This window comes from Agrococcus sp. BE272 (assembly GCF_031457935.1).
Classification (GTDB): Bacteria; Actinomycetota; Actinomycetes; order Actinomycetales; family Microbacteriaceae; genus Agrococcus; species Agrococcus sediminis.
Genome location: NZ_JAVDXL010000001.1, coordinates 1,024,148 through 1,042,194, shown reverse-complemented (window position 1 = coordinate 1,042,194; position 18,047 = coordinate 1,024,148). Strand labels below are relative to the sequence as shown.

At 74.5% G+C, this 18,047-nt stretch carries 13 protein-coding genes; 7 read left to right on the top strand and 6 right to left on the bottom strand.

The annotated features are described in order from the left end of the window. Positions 1 to 23 precede the first annotated feature (23 nt). The gene (treS, locus tag J2X49_RS05050; RefSeq protein WP_310123967.1) at positions 24 to 1,724 is read left to right on the top strand and encodes a maltose alpha-D-glucosyltransferase; all 1,701 of its coding nucleotides are present in this window, start codon (positions 24 to 26) and stop codon (positions 1,722 to 1,724) included. 17 nt (positions 1,725 to 1,741) lie between these two features. Here treS and J2X49_RS05045 read toward each other — a convergent pair whose 3' ends face one another. Next, positions 1,742 to 2,413: an RDD family protein gene (locus J2X49_RS05045; protein ID WP_310123292.1), complete on the bottom strand. Its 672-nt coding sequence runs from the start codon at positions 2,411 to 2,413 to the stop codon at positions 1,742 to 1,744. A 124-nt stretch (positions 2,414 to 2,537) separates the two neighbouring features. Between J2X49_RS05045 and J2X49_RS05040 the strand changes: the two genes are divergently transcribed. From J2X49_RS05040 to J2X49_RS05030, 3 genes are read left to right on the top strand one after another with little or no spacing between them, the layout of a single operon-like run. Further along, on the top strand, positions 2,538 to 3,782 hold the full coding sequence (locus J2X49_RS05040) for an inorganic phosphate transporter (RefSeq protein WP_310123290.1): 1,245 nt from the start codon (positions 2,538 to 2,540) through the stop codon (positions 3,780 to 3,782). Beyond that, positions 3,782 to 4,009 carry a hypothetical protein gene (locus tag J2X49_RS05035; protein WP_128189535.1) on the top strand — a complete coding sequence of 76 codons (228 nt, stop codon included), beginning with the start codon at positions 3,782 to 3,784 and terminating at the stop codon, positions 4,007 to 4,009. The genes J2X49_RS05040 and J2X49_RS05035 overlap by 1 nt, the downstream gene beginning before the upstream one ends. A gap of 31 nt (positions 4,010 to 4,040) precedes the next feature. After that, a complete protein-coding gene (locus J2X49_RS05030) occupies positions 4,041 to 5,048 on the top strand; it encodes a pirin family protein (protein WP_310123287.1) in 1,008 nt (335 codons plus the stop codon). A 139-nt stretch (positions 5,049 to 5,187) separates the two neighbouring features. Here J2X49_RS05030 and J2X49_RS05025 read toward each other — a convergent pair whose 3' ends face one another. Both J2X49_RS05025 and J2X49_RS05020 read right to left on the bottom strand, forming a co-directional pair. Beyond that, complete coding sequence (locus J2X49_RS05025; RefSeq protein ID WP_310123284.1) at positions 5,188 to 5,982, bottom strand: alpha/beta hydrolase; 795 nt, start codon at positions 5,980 to 5,982, stop codon at positions 5,188 to 5,190. Continuing rightward, entirely contained in the window at positions 5,979 to 6,272 is a 294-nt protein-coding gene (locus J2X49_RS05020) for a DUF1905 domain-containing protein (RefSeq protein WP_310123282.1), read from the bottom strand. The genes J2X49_RS05025 and J2X49_RS05020 overlap by 4 nt, the downstream gene beginning before the upstream one ends. Before the next feature lie 72 nt (positions 6,273 to 6,344). Here J2X49_RS05020 and J2X49_RS05015 point away from each other — a divergent pair, with 72 nt between their 5' ends. Beyond that, on the top strand, positions 6,345 to 6,968 hold the full coding sequence (locus J2X49_RS05015) for a TetR/AcrR family transcriptional regulator (protein WP_310123279.1): 624 nt from the start codon (positions 6,345 to 6,347) through the stop codon (positions 6,966 to 6,968). 111 nt (positions 6,969 to 7,079) lie between these two features. Here the strand turns inward: J2X49_RS05015 and J2X49_RS05010 are convergent, their stop codons facing one another. Then, positions 7,080 to 7,652, bottom strand: a complete 573-nt coding sequence (locus tag J2X49_RS05010) for an HhH-GPD-type base excision DNA repair protein (protein WP_310123277.1) — start codon at positions 7,650 to 7,652, stop codon at positions 7,080 to 7,082. A gap of 240 nt (positions 7,653 to 7,892) precedes the next feature. After that, positions 7,893 to 15,506 carry an LPXTG cell wall anchor domain-containing protein gene (locus tag J2X49_RS05005; protein WP_310123274.1) on the bottom strand — a complete coding sequence of 2,538 codons (7,614 nt, stop codon included), beginning with the start codon at positions 15,504 to 15,506 and terminating at the stop codon, positions 7,893 to 7,895. A 293-nt stretch (positions 15,507 to 15,799) separates the two neighbouring features. On the opposite strand from J2X49_RS05005, the gene J2X49_RS05000 reads away from it, so the two are divergent. Beyond that, positions 15,800 to 16,060 carry a hypothetical protein gene (locus tag J2X49_RS05000; RefSeq protein ID WP_128189825.1) on the top strand — a complete coding sequence of 87 codons (261 nt, stop codon included), beginning with the start codon at positions 15,800 to 15,802 and terminating at the stop codon, positions 16,058 to 16,060. A 27-nt stretch (positions 16,061 to 16,087) separates the two neighbouring features. Here J2X49_RS05000 and J2X49_RS04995 read toward each other — a convergent pair whose 3' ends face one another. Beyond that, positions 16,088 to 16,558, bottom strand: coding sequence for a hypothetical protein (locus J2X49_RS04995; RefSeq protein WP_128189826.1), 471 nt, complete (start codon positions 16,556 to 16,558; stop codon positions 16,088 to 16,090). Between the two features lie 56 nt (positions 16,559 to 16,614). Between J2X49_RS04995 and J2X49_RS04990 the strand changes: the two genes are divergently transcribed. After that, positions 16,615 to 17,994, top strand: coding sequence for a glucose-6-phosphate dehydrogenase (locus tag J2X49_RS04990; protein WP_128189827.1), 1,380 nt, complete (start codon positions 16,615 to 16,617; stop codon positions 17,992 to 17,994). The last annotated feature ends 53 nt before the right edge of the window (positions 17,995 to 18,047 follow it).

Here is an 18,047-nt window from a genome sequence, read left to right as displayed (position 1 = left end):
TCTCGAACACCTTCACGTCGCCGATGCCCATCATCGGCGGGAACGCCCCCGGCCTCGCGCTCGACCGCGACTGGCACCGCAAGAGCGTCTTCTACGAGGTGATGGTGCGCTCGTTCGTCGACTCGAACGGCGACGGCTTCGGCGACTTCCAGGGGCTGACGTCGAAGCTCGACTACCTGCAGTGGCTCGGCGTCGACGGCATCTGGGTGCCCCCGTTCTTCCAGTCGCCGCTCAAGGACGGCGGCTACGACGTGAGCGACTACAAGGCGGTGCTGCCCGAGTACGGCACGATCGACGACTTCGGCCACTTCGTCGCCGAGGCGCACGCCCGCAACATGCGCGTGATGATCGACCTGCCGATCAACCACACCTCGGACCAGCACCCGTGGTTCCTCGCCTCCCGCGAGGACCCCGAGGGCCCCTACGGCGACTTCTACGTGTGGCGCGACACCGACGAGGGCTACCCGAACGTGCGCATCATCTTCGTCGACACCGAGGAGTCGAACTGGGCGTTCGACTCGGTGCGCCGGCAGTTCTACTGGCACCGCTTCTTCTCGCACCAGCCCGACCTGAACTTCGAGAACCCGGCCGTGCACGAGGCGATCGAGGACACGCTGCGGTTCTGGCTCGACCTGGGCGTCGACGGCATCCGGCTCGACGCGATCCCCTACCTCTACGAGTCGGAGGAAGGCAACGGCGAGTCGGAGCCGGCGACCCACGAGTACGTCAAGAAGCTGCGCCGCATCGTCGACGACGAGTACCCCGGCCGCGTGCTCATCGCCGAGGCCAACCAGTGGCCGGCCGAGACCGCCGCGTACTTCGGCACCGCCGAGGAGCCCGAGTGCCACATGGCGTTCGACTTCCCGACCATGCCGCGCATCTTCTACTCGCTGCGCGCGCAGAACGCGGTCGAGCTCAAGCGCATCCTCGCCGAGCAGGTCGACGTGCCGCCGGGCTCCGCCTGGGGCGTCTTCCTGCGCAACCACGACGAGCTCACGCTCGAGATGGTGAGCGAGGAGTACCGCCAGGCGATGTACGGCTGGTACGCCTACGACCCGCGCATGCGCTCCAACGTCGGCGTGCGCCGCCGCCTCGCGTCGCTGCTCGACAACTCGCGCGCCGAGCTCGAGCTCGCCAACGCCCTGCTGCTGTCGCTGCCGGGCTCGCCGTTCCTCTACTACGGCGACGAGATCGGCATGGGCGACAACATCTGGCTCGACGACCGCGACGCATCCCGCACCCCCATGCAGTGGACGCCCGACCGCAATGCCGGCTTCTCGAACGCCGACCCGGGCAAGCTCTTCCTGCCGGTCGTGCAGTCGCTCGTCTACCACTACTCGTCGGTCAACGTCGAGGCGCAGATGGCGCAGGCGTCGAGCCTGCTGAACTGGATGCGCTCGGTGCTGCACGTGCGTCGCGCGCACCCCGTGTTCGGGCTGGGCGACATCACCGTGCTCGACACCGACAACGAGGCCGTGCTCGCGTTCGTGCGCAGCTACGAGGGCGACGGCACCTACGCGGGCGCGCGCGCCGAGCAGGTGCTGTGCGTGTTCTCGTTCAGCCACAACCCGGTGCACGTGACCGTCGACGCGCCGCAGTTCGCCGGCTCGCGCCTCAACGACCTGTTCGGCGGCGGCGCGTTCCCGACGATCGCCGAGGACGGCCGCTTCTCGCTCACGTTCGGCACGCAGTCGTTCTACTGGCTGGGGATGACCCGCCCGTAGCCCGCGGGCGCGCGCCGTCAGCGGGCGCGCACCACGATCGTGCGCGCGGCCTTGTCGTGCAGCGCCTGGCTGCGGCCGTCCCACAGCGGCCACAGGTGGTCGGCGATGCTGAACATGCCCGCGAGGAGGCCGAGCACCGGCACGCCGCTCAGCAGCTGCGGGCCGCCCTGCTGCACGACCCAGCGGAGGCTCGCCGCGCGGCCGTCCGGCAGCCGGTCCTGATCGGCCATGCGCACGCGGATGCCGACGAGCATCTTGCCGGGCGTCTGGCCCTTCCGCATGTGGAAGCCGACGTTGTAGAGGAAGTGCGCGATCGCGCCGACGACGAGGGTCGTGGTCGTGGCGGCGCTGAAGGGCGCCGTCATCGCCTCGAGGTCGGCCATCGCCGACTCGTCGCCGGCCGCGAGCCTGCCGATGATGTCGAAGTAGCCGAACATGCCGAGCAGCACGAAGGCGAGCACGACGAAGGGGATGCCGTCGATCACGTAGGCGGCGAGGCGCGCGCCCCACGTGGCGGCGACCGGCTCGGACTCGGCGGCCGGCTGCTGCGGCCACGGCGCGGGCGACCACGTGGGGGCCGGGGCGGGCTCGCGCGTCTGCGCGATCCACTGCGCGCCGTCCCACCAGCGCTCCACGCCGGGGGCGGCGGCGTAGGGGTCGGGGTACCACCCTGGCGGCTGCGTCGTCATGCCTCGATCGTAGGCGTCGGGGCCGCCCGGGATCGACGGATGCGCCGGGCCGGCCGGGCGGGGCGGCCCGGCCGCCGGCACGGCCGCGTTCGACATCGATCCGCGCGTGGTGGAGACTGGCGCGATGCAGGAAGTCGCGATCCTCGTGATCGTCATCGTCGTGGCCCTCGCGTTCGACTTCACGAACGGGTTCCACGACACGGCGAACGCGATGGCCCCCTCCGTCGCCACCGGCGCGCTGAAGCCGAAGGCGGCGGTGGCCCTCTCGGCGACGCTCAACCTCGTCGGCGCGTTCCTCTCGATCGAGGTGGCCCGCACCGTCGGCTCGGGCATCGTCGACCTGACCGGGGTCGACGGCGAAAGCCTCATGCTCATCGTGCTGTGCGGGCTGACCGGCGCGATCATCTGGAACGTGCTCACGTGGCTCTTCGGCCTGCCGTCGTCGTCGAGCCACGCGCTGTTCGGCGGACTCATCGGCGCGACGATCGCCGCGCTCGGCGTCTCGGGCGTGCTGTGGGGCGGCGTGGCGCAGAAGATCCTCATCCCCGCGCTGCTCGCGCCCGTCATCGCCGGCCTCGTCGCGTTCTGCGGCACCTGGCTCGTGCAGCGCGCGACCGCGTCGCTCAGCGAGCGCCGCGAGCGCAAGGACTTCCGCTGGGGCCAGATCGGCGCCGCCTCGCTCATGTCGCTCGCCCACGGCACGAACGATGCGCAGAAGACGATGGGCGTCATCTTCCTCGCGCTCGTCGCCCACGGCTCGCTCGACGCCGACGCCGACATGCCGCTGTGGGTGCGCGTCGTCTGCGCCGTCGCGATCGCGGCCGGCACCTACATGGGCGGCTGGCGCGTCATCCGCACCCTCGGCAAGGGCATCATCGACATCTCGCCGCGGCAGGGCATGTCGGCCGACTTCTCGAGCGCGTCGATCATCCTCACCTCGAGCCACCTGGGCCTGCCGCTGTCGACGACCCACGTCGCATCCGGCTCGGTGATCGGCTCGGGCCTCGCACGAACCGACGCGAAGGTGCGCTGGTCGGTCGCGCGGCGCATGCTCGTCGCGTGGCTCATCACGCTGCCGGCCGCGGGCGGCGTCGCCGCGCTCTGCTTCGGCATCGCCAGCGTCTTCGGCCACCTGTGGGGCGCGATCGTCGTGACGGCGCTGCTCGTCCTCGCGTGCGCCGCGATGTGGCTGCGGTCGCGCCTCAGCCACGTCGGCCACCACAACGTCGTCGACGAGTGGGAGCAGCCGAAGGCGGAGCGCAAGCGCGAGATCGACCGCGAGCTGAGCGCCGTGGCCTCGGGCATCGCCGCCGTGGCGCGGCCGCGCAAGCGGCGCAAGCGGCCGCGCGACGGGAAGGAGGCAGGCTGATGGGCTTCGACCTGGGGGCGCTCGCCGTCTCGATCGTGTCGGTGCTCGGGGTCGGCCTGCTGCTCGGCGCCGGCATCCCGCTGCTCTACGCGCTCGGCATCCGCTCGATCGAGAGCCACCGCCCCGGCTCGACCGCGGTCGCCGCGGCGCTCCTGTCGCTGTGCGTGCTGCTCGCGCTCGCCGGCATCGTCGTGATCGTCTTCGGCAAGCAGCTCTTCGGCATCTGACCCGGCGGCCCGCGCTCGCTAGCGTGGAGCCATGAGCAACGACGAGGCGCTGCTGGTCGACAACGCCGAGCAGTCCTGCATCGACGAGGCGCGCGAGGCGGGCGTCGAGCTGCTGCTGCCGCGCGAGGTGCCGCTCGGCGGCCCCCGCGCGCTGCCGGTGCTGCGCAGCCTGCCCAACAAGCACCGGCACATGATCGGCGCGTGGTGCTTCGCCGACTCCTTCGGCCCGGCCGACCTGACCGACGGACCGGGGATGGATGTGCCGCCGCACCCCCACACGGGGCTCCAGACGGTCTCGTGGCTCGTCTCCGGCGCCGTCGCGCACACCGACTCGACGGGCGCAGAGCACACGGTGCGGCCCGGCGGCGTGAACGTCATGACCGCGGGCCGCGGCATCGCGCACAGCGAGTACTCGACGCCCGACACGACGGTGCTGCACGGGGTGCAGCTGTGGACGGCGCTGCCGCTCGCCGACCAGGGCGTCGACCCGTCGTTCGCCGGTCTCGACGCCGTGCCGGAGGTGCCGCTCGAGGGCGGCGCCGTCGCGCGCGTCTTCGCGGGCCGCTACGCCGGCGCCGCGAGCGCCGCGCCCGTCTACTCGCCGCTGCTCGGCGCCGAGCTGCGCATCCCCGCCGGCGGCGAGGCGGCCCTCGCCCTCGAGGGCGCGTTCGAGCACGGGGTGCTCGCGCTCACGCCCGGGATCGCGCTCGACGACGTGCCCATCGGCGTGGGCGAGATCGGCGTGCTCGAGCCGGGCCGCGCATCCGCCGTCGTCTCGGCAGGCGACGGCGAGGGCATCGCGATCCTGCTCGGCGGCGTGCCGCACGAGGAGGAGTTCGTGATGTTCTGGAACTTCATCGGCCGCGACCACGCCGAGGTCGAGCGGGCGCGCGAGGCGTGGATGGCGGAGCGGGATGCGCCGGAGGGCGAGCGCCCGCGCTTCGGCCTCGTCGACGACGGCTCGGGCACGACGCTGCCGAGCCCCCGCCTGCCGACGGTCGAGCTGCTGCCGCGCGGGCGGGCGAAGCGGCGGCGCTGAGCGCGGCGCCGCGCGTCGCCGGCCGCGGCCCACGCGTCGACGGCCACCGCCCGCGAACGCGACCCGTTGCACCGAGCACGACCCGGTGCACCGGGTCGTGCTCGGTGGAACGGGTCGCCGGGGCGGAGACCCGCGGGCGTCAGCCCGGCGCGGCCTCGAGCGCGAGCCGCACGAGGGCGTCGGCCATGGGCGCCGGCTCCCAGTCGTGCATGGCGCCGGGCATCTCGCGGAAGGTCGCGCGCGGCAGCGCCTCGGCGAGGCGCTCGGCGGTCTCGCGCATGCCGGGGAAGGTCTGCGCGCCGACCATGACGAGCGCCGGCACCGCGATGCCCGCCAGGCGCTCCGCGAGCGGCAGCTCCTCGGCCCACGCGAGCGAGCGCGCGTCGGCGCGGTAGGTGCGGCTGCCTGCGGCGATCTGCGGCCACTCGGGCATGGCGCGCGCATGCTCGAGGAACTCCGGCGGCATGTCGCGCATGTACTCGACCTGCGCGGCCTCGAGGTCGCCGGCGTCGAGGTGCGCGAGGAAGTCGGCCTCGAACTGCGCCGCGCCCCCGCGGAACTGCCCGATGGGCGCCTCCCAGAGCGCGAGCGCGGTCACGGGCAGCCCCGCGTCGGCGGCGGCGAGGGCGATCGAGCAGCCGGAGGAATGGCCGACGAGCACGCCGGCGCCGCCCACCGCGTCGATCGCGGCGGCGATCGCGTCGAGCTCCCGCTCGAGGGTGAGGTCGCCCTCGGCAGCGCTCTCGCCGCGGCCGAGCCGGTCGAAGACGAGGGTCTGCACCCCCTGCCGGGCGGCGAGCTCGGCCGTACGCGTCGTCGTGGGGTCGGTCGCGCGGAACGGGCCGGCCCCCGCGACGAACACGACGCCGGGGCCCTCGCCGAGCCGGTCGAACGCGATCCGGTCGCCCGAGCGCGTCATCGCGATCGCGCTCATCGGGCGGCCTCGCGCTCGCGCCGCGCGATCCGCACCACGATCTCGTCGCCCGCGGCCTTGCCCAGCGCCGCGACGACGGCGCGCTTCAGCGGCAGCATGTGGGTGCCGCCGCCGAACGGCAGGAGCGTCGCCTCGATCGGCACCGCGTCGACCGTCCCCGCGACGCGCACGGCACCGCCGACGCCCATCGCCTCCTTCGAGCCGGGCAGCAGCACGTACGTCCACCCGCCCTCGTGCTCGTCGACCACGATGGTCGCCTCGGTCTCGATCGTCCCTGCGGGGGTGGTCATCGCGGCCTCCTCGCGTGGGAACTGGACTGACCAGTTCCGTTGTGATGCGAGACTAGACGGTACAGTTCTCGCATGTCAACGGTCGCCGAGCAGCCCCGCAGCGCGCGCATCCACGCGGCGATCCTCGCCGCAGCGGAGGACGTGTTCCTGCGCGACGGCTACGTCGGCGCGAGCATGGACGAGGTCGCCCGGCTCGCGGGCGCCTCCAAGCAGACCGTCTACCGGCACTTCGGCAGCAAGGAGCGCCTCTTCGTCGAGCTCGTCTCGTCGATGACGGATGCGGCGGGCGATGCGGCCGGGCACGAGGCGGATGCGTCGGGCGAGGTCGAGGCGGTGCTCGTGGACCTCGCGTCGGCGATGCTCGACGGCGTGCTGACCCCTCGCATCCTGCGGCTGCGCCGCCTCGTCATCGGCGAGGCCAACCGCTTCCCCGAGCTCGGCCGCGCGCTGCACGCGCACGGACCGGCCCGTGCGATCGCGGGCGTCGAGCGGCGCCTGCAGGCGTGGGTGGACGCCGGGCTGCTGCCCGAGCACGACACGGCGGCCGCCGCCCGGCACTGGAACTGGCTCGTGATGGGCGGGCCGCTGAACGACGCGATGCTGCTCGGCGACGACGCGATCCCGAGCGCCGCCGAGCGCCGCGCCCACGCCGAGGCCGCGGTCGCCGGGTTCCTGCGCTCGCTCGGCGCGCGGTAGCGCCGCCTCCGCCGCGAACGGGACCCCGTGCACCGAGCGGGACCCGGTGGACCGGGTCCGGTCCGGTCGAGCGGGTCCCCGGAGCGCAGCTCCGGGCGCGGTCGGGCGCGCTCAGCCCTTCGCGGCCCGCTTCGCCGCCTGCTTCGCGGCGCGCACCTCGGCGAGCGACGCGGCGTCGACGATGTCGGCGACCGAGCGCTTCGAGCCCTCCTCGCCGTACGGGGCCGACGCATCCACCCACCCCGCGCCGTCGAAGCCGGCGCGCTTGCCGAGCAGCGCGAGGAAGATCCTCGCCTTCTGCTCGCCGAAGCCGGGCAGCGCCTGCAGCCGGCGCAGCACCTCGGGGCCGTCGGGCTCGCCGCGACGCCAGATCGCGCCGGCGTCGCCGCCCCACTCCTCGACGACCGCGGCCGCGAGCTGCTGCACGCGCTTCGCCATCGAGCCAGGGAACCGGTGCACGGCGGGCTTCTCGGCGAACGCGGCCTGGAAGGCCTCGGGGTCCATCGAGGCGATCGCGGATGCGTCGAGGCGGCCGAGCCGGTCGCGCAGCTTCGCGGGCCCGGCGAAGGCGGTCTCCATCGTCACCTGCTGGTCGAGCAGCATGCCCGTGAGCAGCGCGAAGTCGTCGTCGGAGAGGAGGCGGTCGGCGGCGTCGTCGCCGGTGAGGTGCAGCTCGCGGGTCATGCTCCCAGCCTGGCACGGACGAGGCCCGCACAGGGTGGCGCCCCCCACCTGGTCACGACAGGCGAGGGGCGCCGCCACTCGAATTATTACACCGTTACGGCTTGTCGCGCCACTGCTCTGCGAGCTGCGCGAGGCCGTCACGGAGGACGCCCCTGGTGCAGCCCGGCGCGAGCGCCTAGCCTGGCGCCACGAGCCCGCGCCCCCGCCCGGTCACGACGAGCGGGGGCGCGGGTGCCTGTGTCAGGCCTCCTGCTCGTCGCGCCTCCGGCGCAGGAGCAGCAGGCCGCCGCCGACCAGCAGCGCGATCGCGACGGCGATCATGCCGGTCGGGATCTCTCCGCCCGTGCGGGGCAGGGCCGCCGGGCCGTCGCCCTGCGCCGCGCCGGGCGCCGGCGTCGGGGCGGGCGCGGTCGGCGTGGGAGCGGGCGTCGGCGTGGGCGCCGGCGTCTCGGCCGGCACGGGCTCGGTGCGGCTCGCCGCCACCGCCACCGCGTTCGACTCGTGCGCGTCGGTGCCCTCGGCGTAGACGGTCGCGACGTTGCGGAACTCGGCGTCGGCGGTGGCGCCGGGCTCGAGCGGCGGTGCCGCAGGGATCGCCGCGGGGATGGTGATCGTCACCGTCTCGCCGGGCTCGACGACGTCGAGCTCGACGGTGTGGGTGCCGGTCGCCGCGTCGAGCGTCGCGGTGCAGTCGGCCGAGCACGTCGCGGGACCGGCGGCGAGCAGCCCGTCCTGCAGCGCGTCGACCACGACCACGCCGGTGCTCGCGACCGTGCCGCTCGCCGTCACGTCGATGCGGTACTCGACCGCGTCGCCGAACGCGACCTCGCCGTCGGACGGCGCCCACGAGCCATCCGCCTGCTCCCACACCGACTTCGTCGCGGTGACGTGCCGGCCGTCGACGGCGGTCTCCTCGCAGTCGACGTTGTCGCTGTCGCTGCCGCAGTCGGGCGAGTCCGGCGCCGGGTCGTCGGCGGTCGATGCCCACGCGAGGTTCACGAGCGCCCCCGGGGCGCGGTCGTCGGCGATCGCGACGGTCAGCACGAGCTCGACCGAGCCGCCGGCGACGAGCGCCGCCGGGTCGACGTCGCACGTGACGCGCTGGCCGTCGGCGGCGCAGCCCGCGGGCGCGTCGACGAGCGCGAGCCCGTCGGGCAGCACGTCGACGACCGTCACGGGCTCGCCGGCGTCGGCGTCGCGGCCGCCCGCGTTCTCGACCGTGAGCGTGTACGCCACCTCGTCGCCGGGGAAGACGACCGGGTCGCCGTCCTCCTTCGTGAGGCGCAGGTCGACCGGCAGGTCGTCGTTGACGATCGTGCAGACCGCCTCGTCGCCCACCGCGAGCGTCAGCGAGGCGCCGTCGAGCGCGCCGCCGGTGCAGCTCCAGGCCGAGGCGGCGTAGCCGCCGGGCCCTGCCTCCGACAGGGCGTAGGCGCCCGCGTGCACCACCGCACCCGTCACCGCGGCGTCGCCGGTCGCACCCGAGACGGGGGTCGGCCCGTCGGCGGCGAGCGTCCAGTCGGTCGCGAGCGCGTCGCCGCCGTCGTCGGCGACGACCTCCTTCACGAGCGTCAGCCGCGGCGCGATGTCGTCGTTCACGATCGTGCACGTGACGTGCTCGGCGTTCGGCACGACGACCGTCGCCTCGCCGGGCATCGCGGCGCCGTCGCACATCCAGAGGTCGGCCGCGTAGCCGCCGGGACCGGTCTCGGCGAGCGCGTACTCGCCCGCGGGCACCTCCGCGGCCGTCACGGCCGGGTCGCCGGTCGCGCCGGCGATGGTGGCGGCACCCGTCGCCGTGAGCGTCCAGTCGGTGTCGACGGCGATGCCGCCCGCGTCGTTGACGACGAGCTTGCGCAGCGTCAGCTGCCCGGGCAGGTCGTCGAGCACGATCGTGCAGACGGCGTCGACGCCGGGCGGCAGCGCGAGGCTCGCACCGTCGAGCGCGCCGTCCGTGCAGCTCCAGGCACCGGCCGCGTAGCCGGCGGGCCCGCTCTGCGCGAGGACGTAGGTGCCGGCCGCGACCGTCGCGCCGGCGAGCTGCTGCGAGCCCGTGAGGCCGGCGATCGCGGTCGGGCCGTCGGCCGTCAGCGTCCAGTCGGTCGCGACGCGGGTGCCGCCGTCGTCGTTGACGACCTGCGCGACGAGGGTGAGCGTCGGGGCGACGTCGTCGTTGACGATGGTGCAGACGGCGTCGTCGCCCGGCAGCAGCGTGAGGCTCGCGCCCTCGAGCAGCCCGTCGGTGCAGGACCACGCGGATGCGTCGTAGCCGTCGGGCCCGTCGGCCTCGGCGAGCGCGTACACGCCCGCGTCGACCGCGGCGCCGGTGACCGCCGGGTCGGCGGTCACGCCTGCGAGCGGGGTCGGGCCGTCGGCGGTCAGCGTCCACGCCGTGGCCGGCTCGGTGCCGCCGTCGTCGTGGACGACCTCCTTGACGAGCGTCAGGCGCGGGGCGACGTCGTCGTTGACGATCGTGCACGTCGCGACCTCGCCGAGCGCGAGCGCGAGGGTCGCGCCGTCGAGCTCGCCGCCGTCGCAGGCCCAGCCGCCGGCCGCGTAGCCGGCGGCGCCGTCCGACTCCGACAGCGCGTACGCGCCGGCGTCGACCGGGGCATCCGTCACCGCGCCGTCGCCGACCGCGCCCGCGATGGGCGTCGGTCCGTCGGCGTGCAGCGTCCAGGCGCCGGCCGGCACGGTGCCGCCGTCGTCGTTCACGACCTGCTTCACGAGCGTGAGGCGCGGGGCGATGTCGTCCTGCACGATCGTGCAGGTGGCCGCCTCGTGGAGCGCGAGCGTGAGCGTCGAGCCGACGAGCGTGCCGCCGTCGCACGCCCAGGCGCCGGCCGCGTAGCCGTCGGGGCCGCCCGTGGCGCGCAGCTCGTAGACGCCGCTGCTGACCGGTGCCGTGGTCACCGCGAGCGCGCCGGACGTGCCGGCGATCGGGGTCGGGCCGTCGGCGCCGAGGCTCCAGTCGCCGGCGACCGCGGTGCCGCCGTCGTCGGTGATCACGTGCTGCTGCAGCGTGAGGGTCGCGCCGATGTCGTCGTTCACGATCGTGCAGACGGCGACGTCGCCGGCGTCGAGGTGCAGCGCGGCGCCGGCGATGTCGCCGTCGGTGCAGCGCCAGCCGTCGGTGCGGTAGCCCTCGGGACCGGCCTCGGCGAGCACGGTGTCTCCGGCGCGCACGGCGACGTCGGTGACGAGCGCCGAGCCGGTGGCGCCCGAGACGGTCACGTCGCCCGTGGCGCTCAGCCGCCAGTCGGTCGCGGCGCGCGTGCCGCCGTCGTCGTTGACGACCTCCTTCACGAGCGTGAGCCGTGGCGCGATGTCGTCGTTGACGACGGTGCAGACGACCTGCTGGCCCTCGGTGAGGGTGACCGTCGCGCCGCCGGAGCCCGCGCCCTGCAGCGACGCGCTCGGCGTGCCCCCGGTGCAGCTCCACCCGACCTGCTCGTAGCCGTCGACGCCCTCGGCCTCCGCGAGCGCGTACGTGCCCGCCGCGACCGGCGCCGCCGTCACGGCGTCGTCGCCCTCGTGGCCCGAGATCGGCGTGGGGCCGGTCGCCGACAGCAGCCAGGCGGTGTCGGGGGCGTCGCCGCCGTCATCGCGGACGACGTCCTTCGCGAGCGTCAGCGTCGGCGCGATGTCGTCGTTGACGATCGTGCACCGGGCCTCGTCGCCGACCTCGAGCGTCAGCGTCCAGCCCTCGAGGGCGCCGCCGTCGCAGTGCCAGCCGAGCGCCGCGTAGCCCGCCGGGCCGCCGAGCTCAGACAGGGCGTACTCGCCCGCCTCGACCGGGGCATCCGTCACCTCGTCATCGCCGACGGCGCCGCGGATGGGCGTGGGCCCGTCGGCGACGAGGGTCCAGTCGGTCGCGGCCGCGGTGCCGCCGTCGTCGAGCACGAGCTCCTTGACGAGGGTCAGCCGCGGGGCGATGTCGTCGTTGACGATCGTGCACCGGACGTCGTCGCCGACCTCGAGCGTGAGCGTCGCGCCGTCGAGCGCGCCGCCGTCGCAGCTCCAGTCGCCGGCCGCGTAGCCGCCGGGCCCGGTCTCCGAGAGCTCGTAGGTGCCGGCGAGCAGCACGGCGCCGGTGACCTCGGCGGCGCCGGTCGCGCCGGCGATGTCGGCGGGGCCGTCGGCGACGAGCGTCCAGGCGGTCGCGGGCTGCGTGCCGCCGTCGTCGGCGACGACCTCCTTCACGAGCGTCAGCAGGGGGGCGATGTCCTCGTTCACGATCGTGCAGGTGACGTCGGCGCCGTTGTCGATCGTGACGACGCCGTCGGCCGTGACGGCCGCCCCGTCGCAGACCCACTGGGAGGCGGCGTAGCCGCCGGGGCCCGCCTCGCTGAGCGCGTACTGCCCCGCCGGCACCGGCGCATCCGTCACCGCGGCGTCGTCGGTGGCGCCCGTCACGGTGACGGGGCCGTCGGCCGTGAGCGCGAAGTCGGCGACGGCCGCCGAGCCGTTGGCGTCGTTGTCGACCACCTTGCGCAGCGTGAGCGTCGCGGGGAGGTCGTCGTTGACGATGGTGCAGACGGCGTCGTCGCCGGGCAGCAGCGTGAGCGCGTCGCCGTCGACGGCGCCGACCGTGCACGACCAGGCGCTCGGCGCGTAGCCGGCGGGGCCGCCCGCCTCCGCGAGCGCGTAGGTGCCGGCGTCGACGATCTGCGCAGTGGCCTCGGGCGAGCCGGAGGTGCCCGCGACGTGGCCGCCCGTGCCGTCGGCCGTCAGCGTCCACTCGGTGCCGATGGCGGTGCCGCCGTCGTCGCGCACGACCTGCTTGACGAGCGTGATGGTGGGCGGGATGTCGTCGTTCACGATCTCGCAGACGACGTCCTCGGCGAGCGCGAGCTCGACCGTCGAGCCGACCGGCTCGCCGTCGCAGCTCCAGCCGCTCGACAGGTAGCCGCCGGGCCCCTGCTCCGAGAGGTCGTAGCTGCCGACGACGACCTCGGCGCCGGTCACGGCCGCGGTCGCGGTGGCGCCGCGGAGGTCGGCGCCGCCCGGGCCGTCGGCGACGAGCGTCCACTCGTCGGCCGCGAAGGGGCCGCCGTCGTCGTTCACGACGCGCTTCACGAGCGTGAGGGTGGGGGCGATGTCGTCGTGCACGGCGGTGCAGACGGCCGTCTCGCCGACAGCGAGCGCGAGCGTCGAGCCGTCGAGGCTGCCGCCGGTGCAGCGCCAGCCCTCGGACGCGTAGCCGGCCGGGCCGCCGAGCGCCGAGAGCTCGTACGCGCCGGCGCCGACGGGGGCCGCGGTCACCGAGGGGTCGCTCATGCGGCCCGAGATCGGGGTGGGGCCGTCGGCCCCGAGGGTCCAGTCGAAGCGGCTCGCGGTCCCGCCGGCGTCGTTGACGACCTCGTGCTCGAGCGTGAGCAGCGGCGCGACGTCGTCGTGCACGATCGTGCAGACGGCGCTCTGGCCGACGTCGAGGGTGACGGAGCCCGCGTCGCTCGCGGCGAAGTCGCCCGTGCAGCTCCAATCGCCCGCGGTGTAGCCCGACGGGCCGTCGATCGCGGCCAGGTCGTACGTGCCCGCGATGACGGGCGCGTCGGTGATCGAGGCGTCGCCGTGCAGGCCGGAGGCGGTCGCGGTGTCGCCGGTCGCGACGAGCGTCCAGTCGCGGGCGACGGCCGGGCCGAGGTCGTCGCCGATCACCTCGTTCTGCAGCGTCAGCCGCGGCGCGATGTCGTCGTTGACGATCGTGCAGCGCACGTCGGCGCCCGACGGCACGGTCACCGTGCCGGTCGCGGCGTCGACGGCGCCGCCGGTGCAGGCCCACGCCCCCGCCTCGTAGCCGCTCGGCCCGCTGTGCTCCGAGAGCTCGTACTGGCCGGCGTCGACCGTGATGGGGCCGAAGCCGCCGTCGCCCTCGATCGCGGCGCCGTCGCCGGGCACGCCGAGCGTCGGGCCGACGGCCCGCAGCGTCCAGTCCTCGGGCTGGGCGTCGCCGCCGTCGAGGCCGATGACCTCCTTGACGAGCGTGAGCGTGCCGGGAAGGTCGTCGTTCGTGATGACGCAGACGGCGCTGTCGCCGTGCCCGAGGGCGAGCGCGCCGCCCGGCATGGTCAGCGACGTCGAGCGGCTCGTGTCGGTGAAGCAGGCGATGCCCTCGATCTCGTAGCCGGAGTGCGCCTGCTCGCCGATCGTCCAGGTGCCCGCCGAGACGGCGGCGTCGGTCACGGCGGCGTCGCCCTCGGCGCCGGCGATCGCGGTCGCCGTGCCCGCGAGCGCCGCGGTGAGCGTGAAGTCGGTGTCGACCGCCGTGCCGCCGTCGTCGCGGATGACCTCCTTGACGAGCGTCAGGTGCGCGGGCACGTCGTCGTGCGTGATGGTGCAGACGACGTCGGCGCCGGTGGCGACGGTGAGCACGCCGTCGACGAGGTCGCCGCCGGTGCAGCTCCACGCGCTGGCCGCGTAGTCCGGATGCGTCGTGCTGGCCAGGGCGTACTGGCCCGCCTCCGCGGTGCCCACGAGCGTGCTCCCCGCGGCGGCCTGCTCGTCGATGCCGCTCACGGCGCCGCCGGCGCCGATGGGTGTCGCCGTGAGGGTGAAGTCGGCGCCGGTGGCCGCACCGCCGTGGTCGTTGACGACGACGCCGTCGAGCGTGATCGAGGTGACCTCGTTCGTGATCACGCACGTGGGGGCGGATGCGCCGATGCTGCTGGGGAAGATCGGGAACGTCTGGCCGGTGGCCGCGCCCTGCTCCCAGATGATGGCGGTCCGCGGCCGCCGGTCGGGCGAGGCCCAGTCCACGTAGGTGCAGACGATGGAGCGCAGGTCGACGCCGGTCGGCAGGTCGAGGTGCTCGGCGAGCCGGTAGTCGGGCGCGGCGAGCAGGCCCGTGACGACCTCGGAGCCGCCGGCGGCGATGGTGCCCGTGACGGCGGTGCCGCCGGTCGCGCCGGAGACCGCCTGGCCGTCGGCCTGGTCGACGGTGTAGCCGAACGACTGGCCGGGCAGCTGCGCGCCGTCGACGACCTTCTGCACGGTGACCGAGCCGCAGTTGCCGATCGCGAGCGACTCGGTGGAGCCGGGGATGATGTCGACGAGCTGGCTGTTGCCGCCCTGCGAGTTGCCCGTCTGGGTGACGATGTCGCCGGTGCGGTACGAGCGGCACTCGCTCGTGGGCAGCAGGCTCGACGCGGTCAGGTCGACGGCGAACTCGCCGAAGGTGTGGGGCTCGGCGCCGGCCTGCGAGGGACCGGTCGCCGCGGCGTAGACGATCCCGCCGCCGCCGTGCTCGAAGCCCCGCCCCGTCCAGACCCACTGGCGCACGGTGGGCACGCCGTTGCCGAGGTCGAACTCCAGCAGGCGGTCCCCGGCGCGGCCGTCCGGGCCGCCCTCGAGCTCGAAGTAGACCGAGAGGTCGCCGGTGCCGCCGGGCGAGCGGGTCCAGTAGTGGTACAGCACGACGTGCTGCTCGCCGCCGACCGTGACGAGCTCGTACGTCACGCCGGCGCTGCACAGGTCGGCCTTCGTCATCGCGGTCTTGGCGAGCTCGCCAGGCGCCCAGGCCCAGGAGGCCTGGTGGATGTTCTGGCTGCCGGTGATGAGGGACGGGTCGGCGGCGGTGCCGCCGTCGCCGATGCAGCGCTCGGTGCGGTCGCTGCGGTAGAGCAGCCCCGTGCTGGCGCCGCCGGGCCCGTAGCCGCCGCTCCAGTCGGCCGAGCCCGCCATGTCGCCGTCGATCTCGAACGCGGTCGAGATCGCGCCGAGCGATGCGGCGTCGGCGGAGGGCGCCGCGACCAGCGGCGCGAACAGGCCGAGCGCGAGCGCAGCGGCTGCCGCCGCGATCCGTCGGATCGTCGGCACCTGCTGCGATGCCGTCTGCTTGCCGTGACCCACCATCGGGAGCTCCTCGTGGTGCAAGCGCCGCGCGAGGCGGCTCGATGCGCCGCTCGGTGTCGGACCACCGCGCTGTGATGCGCATCGTGGGGCCAGCAAATGGCGTGCCGGGGGGGCGTTCAATGCCTCGACCGCAAAACTGCGACAACGTTCCAGAACGTGGTTCGATCCCCTGCGGGCATCCTGAGGGAATCTCAGGCAGACGGAGCATTCCTCAAGAAGAGCGCCGGTGCGCGCTCAACGGCGGCCGCCGGGCTCTCGGGCGGCTCCGAGCATCCCGATGGGACGATGGAGGCATGCAGACCAAGCGCTCCAACCCCTGGGCGTGGTGGGCGTTCTGGATCGGGCTGCTCGGCCTCGTCCTGATGCCGATCCCGCTCTTCATCGGCCTCATCCTCGGCGGCGGACTCGCGGCGATCGCGGCGATCCTCGCCGTCATCGCCCTCTTCAAGTCCCGGCACGCCGGCGGCCGCGGCATCGCGCCGGCGATCATCGCCGGCGTCTTCGTGCTCCTGACCTACGGCGGCATCTCGATCGGCGGCGGCGTCATCTGGTGACCGCCGCCACCTGACGCGAGGGGCGCCTCAGCTGCGGCTGGGGCGCCCTCCGCGCACCGGGGCGGGCGTGCCGAGCAGCGACCGCGCGGCCATGGCGAGCAGCGCGACGAGGCCCACGAGCAGCAGCCCGTCCGCGGCGATGTACGCCAGGTGCATGCCCGACCCGCCCTCGTCGGCGCCGGCGACCACCGCATCCGTCGTCGCCTGCATGAGCGGCCGCACGACGAGCGCCTTCAGCGCGAGCACGGCCGCCAGCGCGACCACCAGGATGCGCTCGGGTCGGGGCGCGGGCGAGCGCAGCACGGCGAGCAGCAGCAGGCCTGCCAGCACCGCCTCGACCGCGTTCATCGCAGCGAAGACGAGCCGGCCGATGCCGAGGCCCAGCGGGATGGTGATGCCCGGCGCCTGGAACTTCAGCGGCGCCTCGATGAGCGAGATGCCGACGATGAGGCCGAGCCACACGGCCGGCAGCACGAGGCGGGCGGTGCGGGCGAGCATGCCTCCACCGTACGCCCGCAGGCGCCGCGCACCTCGGGGGTGCGAGGATCGGGGGCATGGCACCTCAGCCGTCGACCACCTTGCTCATCCTCGGCGCCTCCGGCGACCTCACGGGCCGCCTGCTGCTGCCGGGCATCGCCACGCTGCTGCGCGCGCAGCCGTCCCGCCGCGTCGAGATCGTCGGCGCCGACCTGCGCGAGCTCACCGCCGACGACTGGCACGACCGCGTGCGCACCGCGCTCGAGGTGGGCGAGACGCAGGGCGCGGCGGCGAAGGCGCTCCTCGCGACGACGCGCTACGTGGCCTCGGACGCCACCGACCCCGTGGCGCTGCAGGCGCTGCTCGACTCGATCGCGTGCGACCGGCTCGTCATCTACTTCGCGCTGCCGCCGCACGTGACCGAGCGCGTCTGCGGCACGCTCGAGCGGATCGGCGTGCCCGAGGGCACGATCCTCGCGATCGAGAAGCCCTTCGGCGACAGCCTCGAGTCGGCGAGGCGACTCAACGCCCTCGTCACGCGCATCGTGCCCGAGGAGCGCATCTTCCGCATCGACCACTTCCTCGGGCTGCACACCGTGCTCAACCTGCTCGGGCTCCGGTTCACCAACCGGCTGCTCGAGCCGACGTGGGATCGCGACAGCATCGAGCGGGTCGAGATCCTCTACGACGAGACGGTCACGCTCGAGGGCAGGGCCGGCTACTACGACCGCAACGGGGCGCTCCGCGACATGATCCAGTCGCACCTGCTGCAGATCATGGCGCTCATCGCCATCGAGCCGCTCGCGAGCGTCGGCGAGCGCGACCTGCGCGACGCGATCGGCCAGGTGCTGCGCGCCGCGAGCGTCGTCGACCCGGTCGAGCACTCGCGCCGCGCGCGCTACACCGCGGGCGACATCGACGGGCGCGAGGTGCCCGACTACGTCGCCGAGGAGGGCGTCGACCCGGGGCTCGGCACCGAGACGCTCGCCGAGGTGCAGGTCGAGATCGCCAATCCGCGCTGGGCCGGGGTGCCGTTCGTGCTCCGCTCGGGAAAGTCGCTCGCGGGGGTGCGCAAGCGCGCCATCGTGCACTGGAAGGCGCCCGCGCACGTGCCGAAGGGCCTCGCGGGCCGCGACACCGCCGACCGCCTCGTGATCGACTTCAAGCCCGACGGCTTCGAGCTGCACCTCACCACGAACGGCAAGGGCGACCCCTTCACGCTCGAGCAGACGGTGCTGCGCGGCGAGCTCGGCGGCGGCGCCCTGCTGCCCTACGGCGAGGTGCTCGGCGCCATCCTCGACGCCGACCCGCGGCTCGCCGTGCGCGGCGACGCGGCCGAGGAGTGCTGGCGCATCATCGAGCCGGTGCTCGCGGCGTGGAAGGCGGATGCCGTGCCGATGCAGGAGTACCGGGCCGGCTCCGCGGGCCCGCGCGGGTGGCGCACGAACGAGCGCTGACCGCGACGGCCCGTCCTCCACAGACGCGCCGCGGATCGTTGCGCGCCGGCGGC